This is a genomic window from Pseudomonas sp. F2, from assembly GCF_057174385.1.
Genome location: NZ_CM169904.1, coordinates 3,012,525 through 3,030,230, shown reverse-complemented (window position 1 = coordinate 3,030,230; position 17,706 = coordinate 3,012,525). Strand labels below are relative to the sequence as shown.

At 60.3% G+C, this 17,706-nt stretch carries 16 protein-coding genes and 1 tRNA gene; 6 read left to right on the top strand and 11 right to left on the bottom strand.

Annotation, left to right across the window (positions count from 1 at the left end; translation table 11 throughout):
* Window positions 1-47 precede the first annotated feature (47 nt).
* From pal to nadA, 6 genes are all read left to right on the top strand, one after another.
* Entirely contained in the window at window positions 48-545 is a 498-nt protein-coding gene (gene pal / locus AC193Q_RS13590; RefSeq protein ID WP_003178634.1) for a peptidoglycan-associated lipoprotein Pal, read from the top strand.
* 6 nt (window positions 546-551) lie between these two features.
* Window positions 552-1,388 (top strand): tol-pal system protein YbgF, encoded by an 837-nt coding sequence (ybgF, locus tag AC193Q_RS13585; RefSeq protein ID WP_121186850.1) that lies wholly within the window; start codon window positions 552-554, stop codon window positions 1,386-1,388.
* Window positions 1,389-1,554: 166 nt separating this feature from the next.
* Window positions 1,555-2,202, top strand: a complete 648-nt coding sequence (gene queE, locus AC193Q_RS13580; protein WP_047296033.1) for a 7-carboxy-7-deazaguanine synthase QueE — start codon at window positions 1,555-1,557, stop codon at window positions 2,200-2,202.
* 1 nt (window position 2,203) lies between these two features.
* Window positions 2,204-2,896 carry a 7-cyano-7-deazaguanine synthase QueC gene (gene queC, locus AC193Q_RS13575; RefSeq protein WP_047296030.1) on the top strand — a complete coding sequence of 231 codons (693 nt, stop codon included), beginning with the start codon at window positions 2,204-2,206 and terminating at the stop codon, window positions 2,894-2,896.
* Between the two features lie 62 nt (window positions 2,897-2,958).
* A tRNA-Lys gene (locus AC193Q_RS13570) sits at window positions 2,959-3,034 on the top strand.
* 271 nt (window positions 3,035-3,305) lie between these two features.
* Entirely contained in the window at window positions 3,306-4,364 is a 1,059-nt protein-coding gene (gene nadA, locus AC193Q_RS13565) for a quinolinate synthase NadA (protein WP_121186848.1), read from the top strand.
* Window positions 4,365-4,500: 136 nt separating this feature from the next.
* Here the strand turns inward: nadA and AC193Q_RS13560 are convergent, their stop codons facing one another.
* The 11 genes from AC193Q_RS13560 to arcA all read right to left on the bottom strand — a co-directional run bounded on the left by AC193Q_RS13560 (window position 4,501) and on the right by arcA (window position 17,675).
* Entirely contained in the window at window positions 4,501-4,989 is a 489-nt protein-coding gene (locus tag AC193Q_RS13560) for an RDD family protein (RefSeq protein ID WP_047296028.1), read from the bottom strand.
* A gap of 97 nt (window positions 4,990-5,086) precedes the next feature.
* Window positions 5,087-5,299, bottom strand: a complete 213-nt coding sequence (locus tag AC193Q_RS13555; RefSeq protein WP_007951194.1) for a cold-shock protein — start codon at window positions 5,297-5,299, stop codon at window positions 5,087-5,089.
* A 404-nt stretch (window positions 5,300-5,703) separates the two neighbouring features.
* Window positions 5,704-6,828 carry a glycine cleavage system aminomethyltransferase GcvT gene (gene gcvT, locus AC193Q_RS13550; protein ID WP_121186846.1) on the bottom strand — a complete coding sequence of 375 codons (1,125 nt, stop codon included), beginning with the start codon at window positions 6,826-6,828 and terminating at the stop codon, window positions 5,704-5,706.
* 51 nt (window positions 6,829-6,879) lie between these two features.
* The gene (locus tag AC193Q_RS13545; protein ID WP_047296024.1) at window positions 6,880-8,256 is read right to left on the bottom strand and encodes an L-serine ammonia-lyase; all 1,377 of its coding nucleotides are present in this window, start codon (window positions 8,254-8,256) and stop codon (window positions 6,880-6,882) included.
* 200 nt (window positions 8,257-8,456) lie between these two features.
* Window positions 8,457-11,309 carry an aminomethyl-transferring glycine dehydrogenase gene (gene gcvP, locus AC193Q_RS13540; protein WP_121186844.1) on the bottom strand — a complete coding sequence of 951 codons (2,853 nt, stop codon included), beginning with the start codon at window positions 11,307-11,309 and terminating at the stop codon, window positions 8,457-8,459.
* 11 nt (window positions 11,310-11,320) lie between these two features.
* Window positions 11,321-11,704, bottom strand: coding sequence for a glycine cleavage system protein GcvH (gene gcvH / locus AC193Q_RS13535; protein ID WP_027612543.1), 384 nt, complete (start codon window positions 11,702-11,704; stop codon window positions 11,321-11,323).
* Between the two features lie 434 nt (window positions 11,705-12,138).
* Window positions 12,139-13,647: a sigma-54-dependent transcriptional regulator gene (locus tag AC193Q_RS13530; RefSeq protein ID WP_095668479.1), complete on the bottom strand. Its 1,509-nt coding sequence runs from the start codon at window positions 13,645-13,647 to the stop codon at window positions 12,139-12,141.
* Window positions 13,648-13,805: 158 nt separating this feature from the next.
* On the bottom strand, window positions 13,806-14,168 hold the full coding sequence (locus AC193Q_RS13525; protein ID WP_121186842.1) for a DUF5064 family protein: 363 nt from the start codon (window positions 14,166-14,168) through the stop codon (window positions 13,806-13,808).
* Between the two features lie 63 nt (window positions 14,169-14,231).
* Complete coding sequence (gene arcC, locus AC193Q_RS13520) at window positions 14,232-15,161, bottom strand: carbamate kinase (protein ID WP_041068605.1); 930 nt, start codon at window positions 15,159-15,161, stop codon at window positions 14,232-14,234.
* A gap of 177 nt (window positions 15,162-15,338) precedes the next feature.
* Window positions 15,339-16,349: an ornithine carbamoyltransferase gene (locus AC193Q_RS13515; RefSeq protein ID WP_047296014.1), complete on the bottom strand. Its 1,011-nt coding sequence runs from the start codon at window positions 16,347-16,349 to the stop codon at window positions 15,339-15,341.
* Between the two features lie 69 nt (window positions 16,350-16,418).
* Window positions 16,419-17,675: an arginine deiminase gene (gene arcA, locus AC193Q_RS13510; RefSeq protein WP_047296012.1), complete on the bottom strand. Its 1,257-nt coding sequence runs from the start codon at window positions 17,673-17,675 to the stop codon at window positions 16,419-16,421.
* Window positions 17,676-17,706: the final 31 nt, after the last annotated feature.

The window sequence follows — 17,706 nt, the reverse complement described above, 5'->3', positions numbered from 1 at the left end:
CGCTTTACGTTTTACTTAACACACTGGGGTTCATTAGGAGTTTCACGATGGAAATGCTGAAGTTTGGTAAATTTGCTGCGCTGGCTCTGGCCATGGCTGTAGCTGTAGGTTGCTCGTCCAAAGGCGGCGACAACGCCGGTGAAGGCGCTGTTGATCCAAACGCTGGTTACGGCGCAAACACTGGTGCCGTTGACGGTTCCCTGAGCGAAGAAGCTGCTCTGCGCGCAATCACCACCTTCTACTTCGAATACGACAGCTCGGACCTGAAGCCAGAAGCCATGCGCGCTCTGGACGTTCACGCCAAAGACCTGAAAGCAAACGGCGCTCGCGTTGTTCTGGAAGGCAACACCGACGAACGTGGTACTCGTGAGTACAACATGGCACTGGGCGAGCGTCGTGCGAAAGCCGTTCAGCGCTACCTGGTACTGCAAGGTGTTTCCCCAGCTCAGCTGGAACTGGTTTCCTACGGCGAAGAGCGTCCAGTTGCTACCGGCAACGACGAGCAGTCCTGGGCTCAAAACCGTCGCGTCGAACTGCGTAAGTAATTCGATATGCGAACGTGCCGTCGTGCTGTAACTGTTCTGGCTCTCAGCCTCGCGCCGCTTGCGGCGTGGGCTGCGGTTCCTGTGGTCGATGACAACTCCGGTTATAACAATAGCGGGAGCAGTTATCCGCCTGCGGGTTACGGTACGAACGGCGCCTATGCCGGGGGAGCGGCTTCGGCCCCTGCCTCGGCACAGGGCATGCTGTTCAACCAACTGCAACAGATGCAGGATCAGATATCGCGCCAGCAAGGTGTGATCGAAGAACTGCAGAATCAGGTTGCGCGCATGAAACAGGAATCCCTGGAGCGATACCAGGATCTTGATCGGCGCATAGGATCCGGTGTTGCACCTGCCGCGACTCCTGAGAATTCTTCTGCCGGTGGCGATGCAAGTGCTGCTGCCGGCGCTGCCGCTGGCGCCGGGGCTACTGCCGCCCAGGCACCTGCTGCCAGTAGCGAACCGGGTGATCCGGCCAAGGAAAAGCTGTATTACGATGCGGCTTTCGACCTGATCAAAGCCAAGGATTTCGACAAGGCCAGCCAGGCTTTCTCGGCATTCCTGCGCAAATACCCGAACAGTCAATATGCGGGCAATGCCCAGTACTGGTTGGGCGAAGTGAACCTGGCCAAGGGCGATCTGCAAGGTGCGGGTCAGGCTTTTGCCAAGGTTTCACAGCTCTATCCCAAGCACGCCAAAGTGCCGGATTCGCTGTACAAGCTGGCTGACGTAGAACGCCGCCTCGGTCATACCGACAAGGTCAAAGGCATTCTGCAACAGGTGGTTTCCCAATACCCGGGGACCTCCGCTGCTCAGTTGGCCCAACGCGATCTGCAACGCATGTAAGTGTGTTTGACCCGTTTGGAAGAAACCCGCGCTTGTCGCGGGTTTTTTCGTTAGAATTCACGCCCTTTTTCTGAAACACGCTTCTGGTGATCTACGCGTTGGCGGGGTTGCCGGAAGTGCCTGACGGAGGCGGACAGCCTGTTTAGCTGTTACGCCCGTGGCGACTATGCAAGACACATTGAGAATTACCGAAGTTTTCTACTCGTTGCAGGGGGAAACGCGGACTGCCGGGCTGCCCACGGTTTTTGTGCGCCTGACTGGTTGCCCATTGCGTTGCCAATACTGCGACAGCGCCTATGCATTCAGCGGCGGCACGATCCGCACCCTCGACGATATCCTTGAACAAGTGGCCGGGTTTCGCCCACGCTACGTCTGTGTGACCGGCGGTGAACCGCTGGCGCAGCCCAATGCCATCCCTTTGCTCAAGCAGCTGTGCGATGCCGGTTATGAAGTGTCACTGGAAACCAGTGGCGCGCTCGATATCTCGGCGGTGGATTCGCGCGTCAGTCGCGTGGTCGACCTGAAGACGCCGGATTCCAAAGAGGCGCACCGCAACCGCTACGAAAACATCGAACTGTTGACGCCCAACGATCAGGTGAAGTTTGTCATCTGTTCGCGGGACGACTATGACTGGGCGGTCTCGAAGCTGATCCAGTACGGTCTTGATCGCCGTGCGGGTGAAGTGCTGTTTTCCCCAAGTCATCATGACCTCAATGCCAGGGATCTGGCGGACTGGGTGGTGGCAGACAACCTGCCGGTGCGGTTGCAATTGCAGTTGCATAAATATCTATGGAATGACGAGCCGGGGCGCTGATATGACTGAACAACTGAACACTCACGAAAAACGTGCGGTCATCCTGCTGTCGGGGGGCCTCGATTCGGCCACTGTGGTCGCGATGGCCCGGGCTGAAGGTTACGCCTGCTACACCATGAGTTTCGATTACGGCCAGCGCTCTCATGCGGAGCTGCATGCTGCCGCGCGCGTCGCTCGCGATCTGGGCGTGGTCGAGCACAAAGTGATCGGCCTGAACCTCAACGGCATGGGCGGCTCGGCGCTGACCGACACCAGCATCGACATCCCGGAAGAACTGGGCGAGGGCATCCCGGTGACCTACGTGCCGGCGCGCAACACGGTGTTTCTGTCACTGGCACTGGGCTGGGCCGAAGTACTCGGCGCGCGTGACATCTTTATCGGTGTCAACGCGGTGGACTATTCCGGTTACCCGGATTGCCGTCCCGAGTTCATTGAATCGTTCGAGCGCATGGCCAACCTGGCAACCAAGGCGGGCGTGGAAGGCAACGGTTTCCGTATCCAGGCGCCGCTGCAGAACCTGAGCAAGGCGCAGATCGTCCAGGCGGGCGTGAAGCTGGGCGTCGATTACGGCCTGACCGTTTCCTGCTATCAGGCGGACGATGACGGCCGTGCGTGCGGCAAATGCGACAGCTGCCGCCTGCGTGCAGAGGGCTTCGCAGCGGCCGGTGTAAGCGATCCAACACCTTATTTTTGATTTTTTTCAAAAAGGTGTTGAATAGTCCTTAAAAATCAGTATTATACGCGCCACCACACAGCGGGTCGTTAGCTCAGTTGGTAGAGCAGTTGGCTTTTAACCAATTGGTCGTAGGTTCGAATCCCACACGACCCACCATATTTGGCGGTTTAGAAAATCCGGAAGGCCCACGAAAGTGAGGATTTCCGGGTTTTTTTTTGCCTGCGAATCAGGCACCGCTCCTTTCATCATTGCCTGCGCTGACACAGGTCAGAATCATCTTTTGTATCAACGGGATATTCTGTAGCCTTGCGCAGCTTCAATGCTGTCCGTGCCTGATAATACTCACTCTCCCGGCGGTACCCTCAAGTGGTCCGGAGCCGGGTGTATACTCGACTTTCGCGCGAAAGCGCCTGCAGGTCTTGCGAACATGACGCAGATTTCCGAACGCCTTCTGGTTCAAGCCCACCTCGATGCCAAACAGCCCAAACCGCTGACTGCCGAGGAAGAGGCCTACTACCGTTCTGCCATCGCCGCCGAGCTCAAGGCTCAGGACGCGGTGCTGGTGGCCCACTTCTATTGCGATCCGGTGATTCAGGCCCTGGCCGAAGAAACCGGCGGCTGTGTGTCCGACTCCCTCGAAATGGCGCGCTTCGGCAACGCTCACCCGGCCAATACCGTGGTGGTCGCCGGCGTGAAGTTCATGGGCGAGACCGCGAAGATCCTCAACCCGGAAAAACGTGTGCTGATGCCGACCCTGGACGCGACCTGCTCGCTGGACCTGGGTTGCCCGGTGGACGAGTTCTCGGCGTTCTGCGATCAGCACCCGGAGCGCACGGTGGTGGTGTACGCCAACACTTCGGCCGCAGTCAAAGCCCGTGCTGACTGGGTGGTGACGTCGAGCTGTGCGCTGGAGATCGTCGAAAGCCTGATGGACAACGGTGAGACCATCATCTGGGGCCCGGACAAGCACCTGGGCACTTATATTCAGCGCAAGACCGGCGCCGACATGCTGCTGTGGGACGGTGCGTGCATCGTCCACGAAGAGTTCAAGTCCAAGCAGCTGGAAGACATGAAGGCGTTGTACCCGGACGCCGCGATTCTGGTGCACCCGGAGTCGCCGACCTCGGTGATCGAGCTGGCCGACGCCGTCGGTTCCACCAGTCAGTTGATCGCTGCCGCGCAAAGCTTGCCAAACAAGACCCTGATCGTTGCCACCGACCGCGGTATTTTCTACAAGATGCAGCAGTTGTGCCCGGACAAGGTCTTCATCGAGGCGCCAACCGCCGGTAACGGCGCCGCGTGCCGCAGTTGCGCACATTGTCCGTGGATGGCCATGAACACGCTTGAGCGCACGCTCAAGAGCCTGAAGGAAGGGACGAACGAGATCTTTGTTGATCCGGCGCTGATTCCGCAGGCGATACGTCCATTGAAACGCATGCTGGATTTCACCCAGGCGGCGCGGATGAAGCTGGCGGGTAACGCCTGAGGTCCTTAACAAACACCCCAAGACCTGTGGGAGCGAGCCTGCTCGCGAAGGCGGTGAATCAGCAAACATAAATGTCGGCTGATGCTACGCTTTCGCGAGCAGGCTCGCTCCCGCAGTGGTATTCGGTGTCAGGAAATTATTTAGTCTTCTTCGGAATCCGCACCACACGGGTATCGGAATAGATGTCGTGCCAGGTGCGCTTCTGCTTGTCATACAGTGACCAGAAGAATCCAAGCCCTGCGCACAGCCACGACGCGATCGACACCATGAAGCGCAGCAGGGCCTGCCACAGGCTGATCGCGCTGCCATCGGCGTTCTGCACTCGAATCCCCCACACCTGCATGCCCAGTGTCTGCCCGCCGTGCGTCCAGAACTTGGCGAAGAACGCAAACAGCACCAGCAACAGCACCGTGGAATACAGCGGATCGCCATCCATCTTGCCGGCATCGGTCAGTGCACGCAGGCGTTCTTCACCGATGATCGCTGCCTGGATCAACTTGTAGACGAAGCCGGTGACGATCAGCAGGGCGGTGCACAGCAGGAAGTCATAGAACATTGCTGCCAGGCGCCGGCCAAGGCCAACAGCAGGAAAGTCGCCCTGGGGAGTGAGCAGGTTTTTCGACATGGCAGCCTCTGGACGCAAAATGAAGCGCCATTTTACGGATTCGCGCGCACAAAAAAGCCCCTGATATCAATATCAGGGGCTTTTTTGTGACAGAAAATCAGGCTTCGGCGATGACTTCGTCAGCCTGCATGCCTTTCTGACCTTGCACAGCAACGAAGGTCACTTTCTGGCCTTCTTTCAGGCTCTTGAAGCCGTTGCCCTGAATGGCGCGGAAATGCACGAACAGATCCGGACCGCTTTCTGGAGTGATAAAACCAAAACCTTTCTCGTCGTTAAACCACTTGACGGTACCGCTCTGACGTGTCGACATTTCTTATTTCCTTTGACGCATAAATTGATGACAGTCTCTTTCTCATGAAAGAGTACTGGGGCTGGTTGCAGGAGAGTAAGAAGACGTCGAGCGGGATGTAGCTAACTTTGTAGGCTACTGCCCAGGTCACGATTCCAAGCTGACCCATGCAAACACAGTGGACAAACTCTACGCCAACTACGGGAGAAAAAACAAGCCCCGCGAAGGCCCGGTTTTCCTGCGCTTACTGGCAGTTAGTCAATTCACTAGTGTTGGCTTAGACGATCGCCGGGTTCAATTGTTTTCGATCGTTATAAGCAAAGTTCATATTCGAATCAGATGTTAGAAAATGCACTTTTTTGTGGCGATTGCGTTACACATTAGTGCACGCATAACGCAATCGCGTTACTTATAGAAACAGCCAATCAACCACGATAGTAGCGTTGTGGAACAAATGGCATTTTGCTTACAAGCATTTGCACCTTTTTCCCACGAACGATGGCCCAGACTGGCGTGTCCAGTGCGACATAAGCGCTGTCGAGATAACCCATCGCCAACGGCCCGCCCAGGGTCGGACCAAAGCCACCGCTGCATACGCTGCCGATGATTTCGCCGGCTTCGTTGACGATTTCCGCACCTTCACGCACTGGCGTACGTTCTTGCGGCAGCAGGCCGACACGTTTGCGTGCCACGCCGTTGTGCTGCTGAGCAAATACTTGCTCTGCACCCGGGAAACCGCCGGCCCGTGCGCCGTCGGCGCGGCGTGGCTTGGAGATCGCCCACAACAGGCTGGCTTCGATGGGGGTGGTGTCGGTGTTCATGTCGTGCCCGTACAGGCACAGGCCGGCTTCCAGGCGCAGCGAGTCGCGGGCGCCGAGGCCAATGGCCTGGACTTCCGGTTCGGCCAGCAGGGTACGGGCGAGTTTTTCTGCATCGGCTGCCGGTACGGAAATCTCAAAACCGTCTTCACCGGTGTAACCCGAACGGCTGACGAAGCAATCGATGCCCAGCAGCTGCACACGGTTGAACTGCATGAACGTCATCTTCGCCACCTCTGGTGCAAGACGCGCCAGTACGGTGACTGCAGCCGGACCTTGCAACGCCAGCAACGCGCGCGCTTCGAACAGCTCCGTAATGGTGCACTGATCACCGATGTGCTTTTGCAGATGCGCCAGGTCCTGATCCTTGCACGCGGCGTTGACCACCAGGAACAGCCCGTCGTTACCGAGGTTGGCGACCATCAGGTCGTCGAGGATGCCGCCGTTGTCGTTGGTGAACATCGCGTAGCGCTGCATGCCCACCGGCAGGTCGATGATGTCCACCGGCACCAGGGTTTCCAGGGCCTTGGCGGCATTGGCGCCGGTCAGACGAATCTGGCCCATGTGCGAGACATCGAACAGCCCGGCCTGTTCACGGGTGTGTTGGTGCTCCTTCATCACGCCGAGCGGGTATTGCACGGGCATGTCGTAGCCGGCGAACGGCACCATGCGGGCGCCGAGTTCGAGGTGCAGAGCGTGCAGCGGGGTTTTCGACAGTTGTTCGGTGGACATGCGTGACTCCTTGATTCATGCCAGCTCTCTCTCGGAGGAAGAGGGGACTAATTAGCATTCGATAATGTTGACTGCCAGACCGCCACGGGCGGTCTCCTTGTATTTGCTTTTCATGTCGGCGCCGGTCTGGCGCATGGTGCGGATGACCTTGTCGAGCGAGACGAAGTGTTGCCCGTCGCCGCGCATGGCCATGCGCACTGCGTTGATCGCTTTCACCGAGCCCATGGCATTGCGCTCGATGCACGGCACCTGCACCAGCCCGCCAATCGGGTCGCAGGTCAGGCCGAGGTTGTGTTCCATGCCGATTTCCGCGGCGTTCTCTACTTGCTGCACGCTGCCGCCGAGCACTTCGCACAACGCGCCGGCGGCCATCGAGCAGGCCACGCCGACTTCGCCCTGACAGCCGACTTCAGCGCCGGAGATCGAGGCGTTTTCCTTGTACAGAATGCCGATCGCGGCGGCGGTCAGCAGAAAACGCACCACGCCGTCATCGTTCGCACCCGGGATAAACCGCATGTAGTAATGCAGCACCGCCGGAATAATCCCGGCCGCACCGTTGGTCGGCGCGGTGACCACGCGCCCGCCGTTGGCGTTTTCTTCGTTGACGGCGAGGGCGTAGAGGTTGACCCAGTCGAGCACTGACAGCGGATCGCGCAGCGACGATTCCGGGTTCTTGCACAGTTGTCGATGCAGTGCCGCCGCCCGGCGCTTGACCTTCAGCCCGCCCGGCAGAATGCCTTCGTTGCGACAGCCCGCGGCGACGCAGTCCTGCATCACTTGCCAGATTTTCAGCAGACCGGCGCGGGTCTCGGCCTCCGGGCGCCAGGCGCTTTCGTTGGTCAGCATCACCTGGCTGATCGACAGACCGTAGGTGGCGCAATGGCCGAGCAAGTCCTTGGCGCTTTTGAACGGGAAGGTCAGCGGTGTGGCGTCTTCGACAATGCGGTCAGCGCCGGCGGCATCCTCATCGACGACGAAACCACCGCCGACCGAGTAGTACTCGCGGCTGCGGATCTGAATACCGGCTGCATCGAATGCGCGAAAGATCATGCCGTTGGGGTGATAGGCCAACGGTTTGCGGATCATCGCCAGGTGTTCTTTCTCATTGAAGGCAATGCTGTGTTCGCCGAGCAGATTCAGCCGGCCATTGCCGCGAATGTCCTGCAGGCGCGCGGCGACGGTTTCGGTGTCGACGGTGTCCGGGTGTTCACCCTCAAGACCGAGCAGCACGGCCTTGTCGCTGCCGTGACCCTTGCCGGTGGCACCGAGCGAGCCGTACAGCTCGACTTTGACGGTGCTGGTGGCCGACAGCAGGTCATCGCGGCGCAGGCCTTCGGCGAAACGCGCAGCGGCACGCATCGGGCCGACGGTGTGGGAGCTGGAAGGGCCGATGCCAATCTTGAACAGGTCGAACACGCTTAACGACATGAGTGGTTCTCCGGTTTCTTGTTATAGGAATTGGCGGAATATCAGGCTTGATGCGTTTCTTGTGGGAGCTGGCTTGCCAGCGATGGCGGTGTGTCAGGCAACAGAGATGGAGACGATCCACCCTCATCGCTGGCAAGCCAGCTCCCACAGGGATTTGTGGTGTTCTGAAGAAAGGGGCAGGTGACCTGCCCCTCCTTCGTTTAAGCGTAGCTTTCGATCGACGGGCAGGCGCAGACCAGGTTGCGGTCGCCGAACACGTTGTCGACGCGACCGACCGGTGGCCAGTATTTGCCTTCGATCAACGACGCCACTGGATATACCGCTTGTTCGCGGCTGTACGGGTGAGTCCACTCGCCGACCAGCTCCGCCGCCGTGTGCGGGGCGTTCTTCAGCGGGTTGTCGTCCTTGTCCAGCGTGCCGTTTTCCACTGCGCGGATTTCTTCGCGGATGCGGATCATGGCGTCGCAGAAGCGGTCCAGTTCTTCCTTGGATTCGCTTTCGGTCGGCTCGATCATCAGCGTGCCGGCCACCGGGAACGACATGGTCGGGGCGTGGAAGCCGAAGTCGATCAGGCGCTTGGCGACGTCATCGACGCTGATGCCGCTGCTGTCTTTCAGCGGGCGCAGGTCGAGGATGCATTCGTGCGCCACCAGACCGTTGCTGCCGGTGTACAGCACTGGATAGTGCTCTTCGAGACGACGGGAAATGTAGTTGGCGTTGAGGATTGCCAGTTGCGAAGCCCGCTTCAGACCGGCGCCGCCCATCATGCGAATGTACATCCAGGTGATCGGCAGAATGCTTGCGCTGCCGAACGGCGCTGCGCAGACCGCGCCTTCCTTGCGTTGCATCTGACCGTGACCCGGCAGGAACGGGGTCAGGTGCGACTTGACGCCGATCGGGCCGACGCCAGGGCCGCCACCGCCGTGCGGAATGCAGAAGGTCTTGTGCAGGTTCAGGTGCGAGACATCGCCGCCGAACTTGCCCGGTGCGCAGAGGCCGACCATCGCGTTCATGTTGGCGCCGTCGATGTACACCTGGCCGCCGTTGTCATGAATGATCCCGCAGATTTCGCGGATGCCTTCTTCGAACACGCCGTGGGTCGACGGGTAGGTGATCATCAGCGCTGCGAGGTGTTCGCGGTGCTCGATGGCTTTGGCGCGCAGGTCTTCGATGTCGACGTTGCCACGGGCATCGCACGCGGTCACGACCACGCGCATGCCGGCCATGTTGGCGGTGGCCGGGTTGGTGCCGTGGGCAGACGACGGGATCAGGCAGATGTCGCGGCGCTCATCGCCACGGCTCTGGTGGTAAGCGCGAATCGCCAAGAGACCCGCATATTCACCCTGCGAACCGGCGTTCGGTTGCAGCGAGATCGCGTCGTAACCGGTGGCGGCGCAGAGCATCGCTTCCAGTTCATCGGTCAGTTGCTGGTAGCCGGCGCTTTGCTCGGCAGGAGCGAACGGGTGCAGCGCGCCGAACTCGGCCCAGGTCACCGGGATCATTTCGCTGGCGGCGTTGAGTTTCATGGTGCACGAGCCCAGCGGGATCATGGTGCGATCCAGTGCCAGATCCTTGTCCGCCAGTTTGCGCAGGTAGCGCATCAGCTCGGTTTCCGAGTGATAACGGTTGAACACCGGGTGGCTGAGGATCGGCGACTGACGTACCAGCGCCGCCGGGATGGTGCTGTGCACCGAAGCGGCCAGTGCAGCGAAGTCCGGCAGGGTCTTGCCGTCGGCGAACAGGCCCCACAGGGTTTCGATGTCAGCCTGGGTGGTGGTTTCGTCGACCGACAGGCCCAGACGCTGAGTGTCGATTACGCGCAGGTTGATCTGTGCAGCGTGCGCCTTGTCGTGCAGCGCGGCAGTGTGCGCGCCGGTGGCGAGGGTCAGGGTGTCGAAGAAGCTTGCCTGCTCGACGGTCTGGCCCAGTGCGCTCAGGCCCTTGGCGAGAATCGCGGTCAGGTGATGCACGCGGTTGGCGATCTGGGTCAGGCCTTTCGGGCCGTGGTAGACCGCGTACATGCTGGCGATGTTGGCCAGCAGCACTTGCGCGGTGCAGATGTTCGAGGTGGCCTTCTCACGGCGGATGTGTTGCTCGCGAGTCTGCATCGCCAGGCGCAGGGCCGGCTTGCCGAAGCGGTCAACCGAAACACCGACCAGACGGCCCGGCATGTCACGCTTGAATGCATCCTTGGTGGAGAAGTAAGCGGCGTGCGGGCCACCGAAGCCCAGCGGCACACCGAAGCGTTGCGCCGAACCGATGGCGACGTCGGCGCCGAACTCGCCCGGAGCGGTCAGCAACGTCAGGGCCAGCAGATCGGCAGCCACCGCAACCAGCGCGTTGGCGGCGTGGAAGCGCTCGGTCAGTTCGCGGTAGTCGAACAGGTCACCGTTGCTCGCCGGGTATTGCAGCAGCGCGCCGAAGAACGGCGTGACGTCTGTCAGTTCACGCTCATCGCCAACCACCACTTCGATGCCCAGCGGCTCGGCACGGGTGCGCAGCACGTCGAGGGTTTGCGGGTGGCTGTGGATCGAGGCGAAGAATTGGTGGCTGCCCTTGTTCTTGCTCAGGCGTTTGCAGAAGGTCATGGCTTCGGCAGCGGCGGTGGCTTCGTCGAGCAACGAGGCGTTGGCGATCGGCAGGCCGGTGAGGTCGCTGATCAGGGTCTGGAAGTTCAGCAGCGCTTCGAGACGGCCCTGGGAAATTTCCGGCTGGTACGGGGTGTAAGCGGTGTACCAGGCCGGGTTTTCCAGCAGGTTGCGCAGGATCGGCGACGGCGTGTGGCAGTTGTAGTAGCCCTGGCCGATGTAGGTCTTGAACAGCTGGTTCTTGCCGGCGATGGATTTGATCATCGCCAGGGCGTCGGCTTCGCTCAGGCCGTCGTCCATGCCGAGCACGCTGGTGCCCTTGATGCTTTCCGGAATGACGCTGGCGCTCAGCGCTTCGAGCGAGTCGAAACCGAGGCTGTTGAGCATGGCTTGCTCGTCACCGGCGCGCGGGCCGATGTGACGGGCGATGAATTCGTTGGCAGTGCCGAGGTTTACTTGGGTCATGTCGCTACTCCTCAGGCTTCGGCTTGGGCTTTGATCAGACGGTCGTAGGCGTCTTGATCGAGCAATTTGCCGACAGCGGCGGCGTCACTTGGCTGAAAGCGGAAGAACCAGCCTTCGCCCAGCGGATCTTCGTTGACCAGTTCCGGGCTGCCGTCCAATGCCGGGTTCACTTCCACAACTTCACCGTCGAGGGGCATGTACACGCCGCTGGCGGCTTTCACCGATTCCACAGTGGCGGCTTCGGCGCCTTTTTCGTAAGCCTGCAGCTCAGGCAGTTGCACGAACACCACGTCGCCCAAGGCGTTCTGCGCGAAAGCGGTGATACCGACAGTAACGCTGCCGTCAGCTTCGGTGCGCAGCCATTCGTGATCTTCAGTAAAACGCAACTCGCTCATGGAAACTCCTAAGGGGCCAGACTCGTCTGGTGGACGCGGTGGAAGGCGGGGCATGAAAGCCCTGATTTTATGAGCGGTTACTTAGCAAGAACGCGGCCATCTTGGATTTATCTATATAAATCAAATAGTTATGCTTTTATGGTTGTGATGGGGATAAGGCTTCTGTAGCGAAATCGCTACAGCTTGGGGCGGGGAAAAAAGCTGAAGCGGATCAAAGCCTTGCGCAGCGGTCGCTGGCGAAGGGTGTAGCGATATCGTTCCGCTGTAGCGCTTTCAGTACAGATGGAGGTCGTTTTTGAACGGATTTCGAATCCGTCACAGAGCTCTGTGGGAGCTGGCTTGCCAGCGATAGCGCTGGATCAGTCACCATCAAGGGTGCATGTGCCGACGTCATCGCTGGCAAGCCAGCTCCCACAGGGAAATTTACGGTGAATTTAAGACTTGCCCGGAATGCCGTACTTGCGCAGGCGATGGGCGATTGCCGTGTGCGAAGTCTGCAGGCGGCTGGCCAGTTGGCGGGTCGAGGGGTAGCTGACGTAGAGTTTTTCCAGCAGCGTTTTTTCGAAGGACTCGACGGCTTGTTCAAGGCTCTCGACGTCGCTGTCGGTCTGCCGCGCCACCGAGGTACCGGCAATGTCGAGGTCACCGATGTCCACCAGACTGCTTTCGCAGATCGCCGCCGCGCGGAAGATCACGTTCTGCAACTGCCGCACGTTGCCCGGCCAGCGGTTGCCGAGCAGTGCCGGATAGGTACCGGGCGCGAGGCGGCAGACCGGCCGCTGAATCTGTGCACAGGCCTGCTGCATGAAGTAGCGCGCCAGCAACAGGATGTCCTGACCGCGTTCGCGCAGCGGCGGCACTTCGACGTTGAGCACGTTGAGGCGATAGAACAGGTCTTCGCGGAACAGACCTTCGCTGACCATTTTTTCCAGATCACGGTGGGTCGCGCTGAGGATCCGCACGTTGACCTTCACCTCGCGGTCGCCACCCACGCGGCGGAAGCTGCCGTCGTTGAGAAAACGCAGCAGTTTGGCCTGCAAGTACGGCGACATCTCGCCGATTTCGTCGAGAAATACCGTGCCCTGGTTCGCCAGTTCCATCAGCCCCGGTTTGCCGCCACGTTGTGCGCCAGTGAAGGCGCCGGGGGCATAGCCGAACAGTTCGCTCTCGGCGAGGTTCTCCGGCAGGGCCGCGCAGTTCAGGGCGAGGAACGGCGCACTGTGTCGCGCACTGATCGCATGGCAGGCGCGGGCCACCAGCTCTTTACCGGTGCCGGTTTCGCCCTGAATCAGCAGCGGCGCATCAAGGGCGGCGACCCGTTGCGCGCGGGCCTTGAGGGTACGGATCGCCGGGGATTCGCCGAGCAGCGCATCGAAACCTTCGGCATGGTCGTGGTGCAACGCCGAGAGCTGTTCGCCGATACGGTTCGGTTGATACAGGGTCAGCAGCGCGCCGGCGTCGGTGATCGGCGTGGCGTCCAGCAACAGGGTCTGGCCGTTGACGGTGATCTCGCGCAGCGGCAGACGGAAGCCTTGTTCGAGCAGGGCGTCCAGCAGTCCCGGATCGTTGAACAGTTCAGAGACGCTTTCACCCGCCGGTTCGCGTCCATACAGCGCGATCAGTGCCGGGTTGGCCAGCAGCACTTTCCCGGCGCTGTCGAGGGCGAGCACCGGATCGGTCATCGCTGCGAGCAATGCATCGAGCTGCAGGTGCCGACGCTGGCCGGGGAGGATGTCGACCACCGTGACCGCTTCGACACCGCGCACCCGGAACAGCGCATCTTTGAGTTCTTCGAGCACTTGCGGGCTCAAGGTCGGGGCGTCGATGTAGACGTTGGGCGGAATCATCTCCACCGCATCCAGATTGAGATTGCGCCCACCGAGGATCGCCAGGACTTCCTGGGTGATGCCGACGCGGTCGATGAAGCTGACGTGGATACGCATGGGGCGGTTCAGTGTTCTGGAATGCGGAGGGGGGCAAGTATGCCTTGGGGCGGGGCAATGGTGAAATCAGATCAAAAGATCGCAGCCTTCGGCAGCTCCTACAGAGAAACGCGATAAATGTAGGAGCTGCCGAAGGCTGCGATCTTTTGATTCTGGGGTTATTCGAAGTGCTCGGGATTGACCGGATCCCCGGATTGCATATTCAACTTCTTCCGGATGTCCTCAAACATCAGATCGTAATGCTTGTGCACCGAGCCGATCTGGCTGTGAGTTTTGGGAATCCCGTACTTCTCGGCAATCCGGGTCACGTCGCGGGCGAAGTTGTAAGCCTCTTCCTTGGGCAGGAAAAACGTTTCCTTCATGTCCTTGCCCTGCATGCTGCCGTGCAGGGTGAACTGTATCCCTTTGCGGTTTTGCGGATCGGTGAACACTTCATAGTCGAGGTGCACGTTGTAATTGACGTCATCGTCGGTCAACGCATGCCGCTCGATGTGCAAATGTCCGGGTTCGAACTGGGCCATGGGTTTCTCCTTCTCAAGGCATGGGAGAAGGGCAGACCCTGGGCCTGCCCCCGGAGTTTCTGATTATCGATAGCTGATGCCCGGCTTCGCGGTGCTGACACGGGTTCCGGCGGTGCCCTGAACGATGGCTTCGATGTCCGCCAGCGAACCGATCACCGCGACCTTGCCAGTATGGCGCGCGAACTCGCAGGCTGCCTGTACCTTCGGCCCCATGGAACCGGCGGCAAAACCGAGGCGTTCCAGTTCGTCCGGGTGCGCTTCGGCGATGGCTTTCTGGGTCGGCTTGCCGTAATCGATGAATGCCGCGTTGACGTCCGTGGCGATCACCAGCAAATCGGCCTCCAGTTGCTCGGCCAGCAGCGACGAGCACAGATCCTTGTCGATCACCGCCTCGATGCCCTTGAGGTTGCGGTGCTCGTCGTACATGGTCGGAATGCCGCCGCCACCGGCGCAAATGACGATGCTGCCCTTGTCCAGCAGCCACTTGATCGGACGGATTTCGAAGATGCGTTTTGGCCGAGGGCTGGCCACCACGCGGCGGAATTTGTCACCGTCCGCAGCGATGGCCCAGCCTTTTTCAGCGGCGAGCTTTTCTGCTTCGGCTTTCTCGTAGACCGGGCCGATCGGTTTGCTCGGGTTCTGGAAGGCCGGGTCCTTGGCGTCGACTTCAACCTGGGTCAACAGGGTGGCGAACGGCACCTCGAAGTCCAGCAGATTGCCCAGTTCCTGTTCGATGATGTAGCCGATCATGCCTTCGGTTTCGGCACCGAGCACGTCCAGCGGGTAAGGGGTGACGGAGGTATACGCCGCTGCTTGCAGCGACAGCAGGCCGACTTGCGGGCCATTGCCGTGGGCGATGACCAGTTGGTTGCCGGGATGGATCTTGGCGATTTGCTCGGTGGCGATGCGGATGTTGGCGCGCTGGTTGTCAGCGGTCATCGGCTCGCCACGGCGGAGCAGGGCGTTACCGCCCAGAGCTACGACGATACGCATGGTGCATGTCCTTCTGGAAAACAGTGAAAGCTCGCAGGACGAATGCGATCCCTGTGGGAGCCGGGCTTGCCCGCGATGGCGGTGGATCAGGCAACATTGTCGCTGGCTGACATACCGCAATCGCTGGCAAGCCAGCTCCCACAGTGACCGTGTCGTGTCAGTGAGAGCTGTATTGGTTTACAGATCCGCCAGGGTCGAGACCAGAATCGCCTTGATCGTGTGCATGCGGTTTTCCGCTTGCTCGAAGGCGATGCAGGCGGGCGACTCGAACACGTCGTCGGTCACTTCGATGCCGTTGGCCAGGTGCGGATACTGTTCGGCGATCTGTTTGCCGACCTTGGTATCGCTGTTGTGGAACGCCGGCAGGCAGTGCATGAACTTGGTGCGCGGGTTGCCGGTGGCTTTCATCAGTTCGGCGTTGACCTGATACGGCAGCAGTTGCTGGATGCGCTCGGCCCAGGCTTCCACCGGTTCGCCCATCGACACCCAGACGTCGGTGTGGATGAAATCGACGCCTTTGACCGCCGCTTTCGGGTCTTCGGTGAGGGTGATGCGTGCACCGGATTCTTCCGCGTATTTCTTGCAGCGATCCACCAGATCGTCATGCGGCCACAGGGCTTTGGGTGCGCAGATGCGCACGTCCATGCCGAGTTTGGCACCGACCAGCAGCAGCGAATTGCCCATGTTGTTGCGCGCATCGCCGAGGTAGGCGTAGCTGATTTCGTGGATCGGCTTGTCGGCGTGTTCACGCATGGTCAACACGTCGGCGATCATCTGTGTCGGGTGATATTCATCGGTCAGGCCGTTGAACACCGGAACCCCGGCGAACTTCGCCAGCTCTTCGACAATTTCCTGTTTGAAGCCGCGGTACTCGATGGCGTCATACATGCGACCCAGCACGCGTGCCGTGTCTTTCATGCTTTCCTTGTGGCCGATCTGCGACGAGTTCGGGTCGATGTAGGTGACGTTGGCGCCTTGGTCATAGGCCGCCACTTCGAACGCGCAGCGGGTACGGGTCGAGGTCTTTTCGAAGATCAGGGCGATGTTGTTGCCCTTGAGGTGTTGCTGCTCGGTGCCGGTGTATTTCGCGCGTTTCAGATCGCGGGAAAGGTCGAGCAGGTAACGCAGCTCGCGCGGGGTGTGGTGTTCCAGGCTGAGCAGGTTACGGTTGTGGATGTTGAACGCCATGATGATTCTCCTTGGATTCGGTAATCGGCCCGGCCGCTACGGGGTGGGTGCGGCCGGGGAGATGGTCGTTTAGTAATCGATTGGGTCGCGGATGATCGGGCAGGTCATGCAGTGGCCGCCGCCGCGACCACGGCCCAGTTCGCCGGCGCTGATGGTGATGACTTCGACGCCTGCCTTGCGCAGCAGGGTGTTGGTGTAGGTGTTGCGGTCATAGCCGATGACCACGCCCGGTTCTACCGCGACCACGTTGTTGCCGTCGTCCCATTGCTCGCGTTCGGCAGCGAAGCTGTTGCCGCCGGTTTCCACCACGCGCAGCTTCGGCAGGTTGAGGGCTTTGGCCACGGTGTCGAGGAAGCTGCCTTCTTCGCGGCGGATGTCGATGCCGCCCTGTTTGCTTTCGTCAGGGCGCAGGGTGAACGCGACGATCTGGTTCACCACTTCCGGGAAAATCGTCACCAGGTCGCGGTCGCAGAAACTGAACACGGTGTCCAGGTGCATCGCCGCGCGGGACTTCGGCAGGCCGGCGACGATGACTTTCTCCACGGCTTTGTTCTTGAACAGGTTCAGCGCCAGTTGGCCGATGGCCTGTCGGGAGGAGCGTTCGCCCATGCCGATCAACACCACGCCGTTGCCGATCGGCATCACGTCGCCGCCTTCCAGCGTCGAGCTGCCGTGATCCTTGTCCGGATCGCCGTACCAGATCTCGAAATCGGCGTTGGTGAATTGCGGATGGAATTTGTAGATGGCAGTGGTCAGCAGGGTTTCCTGACGGCGCGCCGGCCAGTACATCGGGTTCAGCGTCACGCCACCGTAGATCCAGCAAGTGGTGTCGCGGGTGAACTGGGTGTTCGGCAGCGGCGGCAGGATGAAGCTGGAGTGGCCGAGGAAGTCGCGGAACATCTGGATGGTCTTGCCACCAAAGCTGTCCGGCAGATCGTCGGCGGACACGCCACCGATCAGGAATTCGGCGATGTGCCGTGGCTCAAGGCTTTTCAGCCAGGATTTGACTTCGCTGATCAGGCCCAGGCCCACCGAGTCGGCAGTGACCTTGCGCTCGAGGATCCAGTCCAGTGCTTCCGGGATGGCGACGATGTCGGTCAGCAGGTTGTGCATTTCCAGCACGTCGATCCCGCGTTCACGCATTTTGGTCACGAAGTCGAAGTGGTCGCGCTTGGCCTGGGCGACCCACAGCACGTCGTCAAACAGCAATTCGTCGCAGTTGTTCGGGGTCAGCCGCTGGTGGGCCAGACCTGGGGAGCAAACCATGACTTTGCGCAGTTTGCCGGCTTCGGAATGGACGCCGTACTTAACTTTTTCCGTGGTCATTGCAGTGATCCTCCAGAGGTAAAAACTTGGG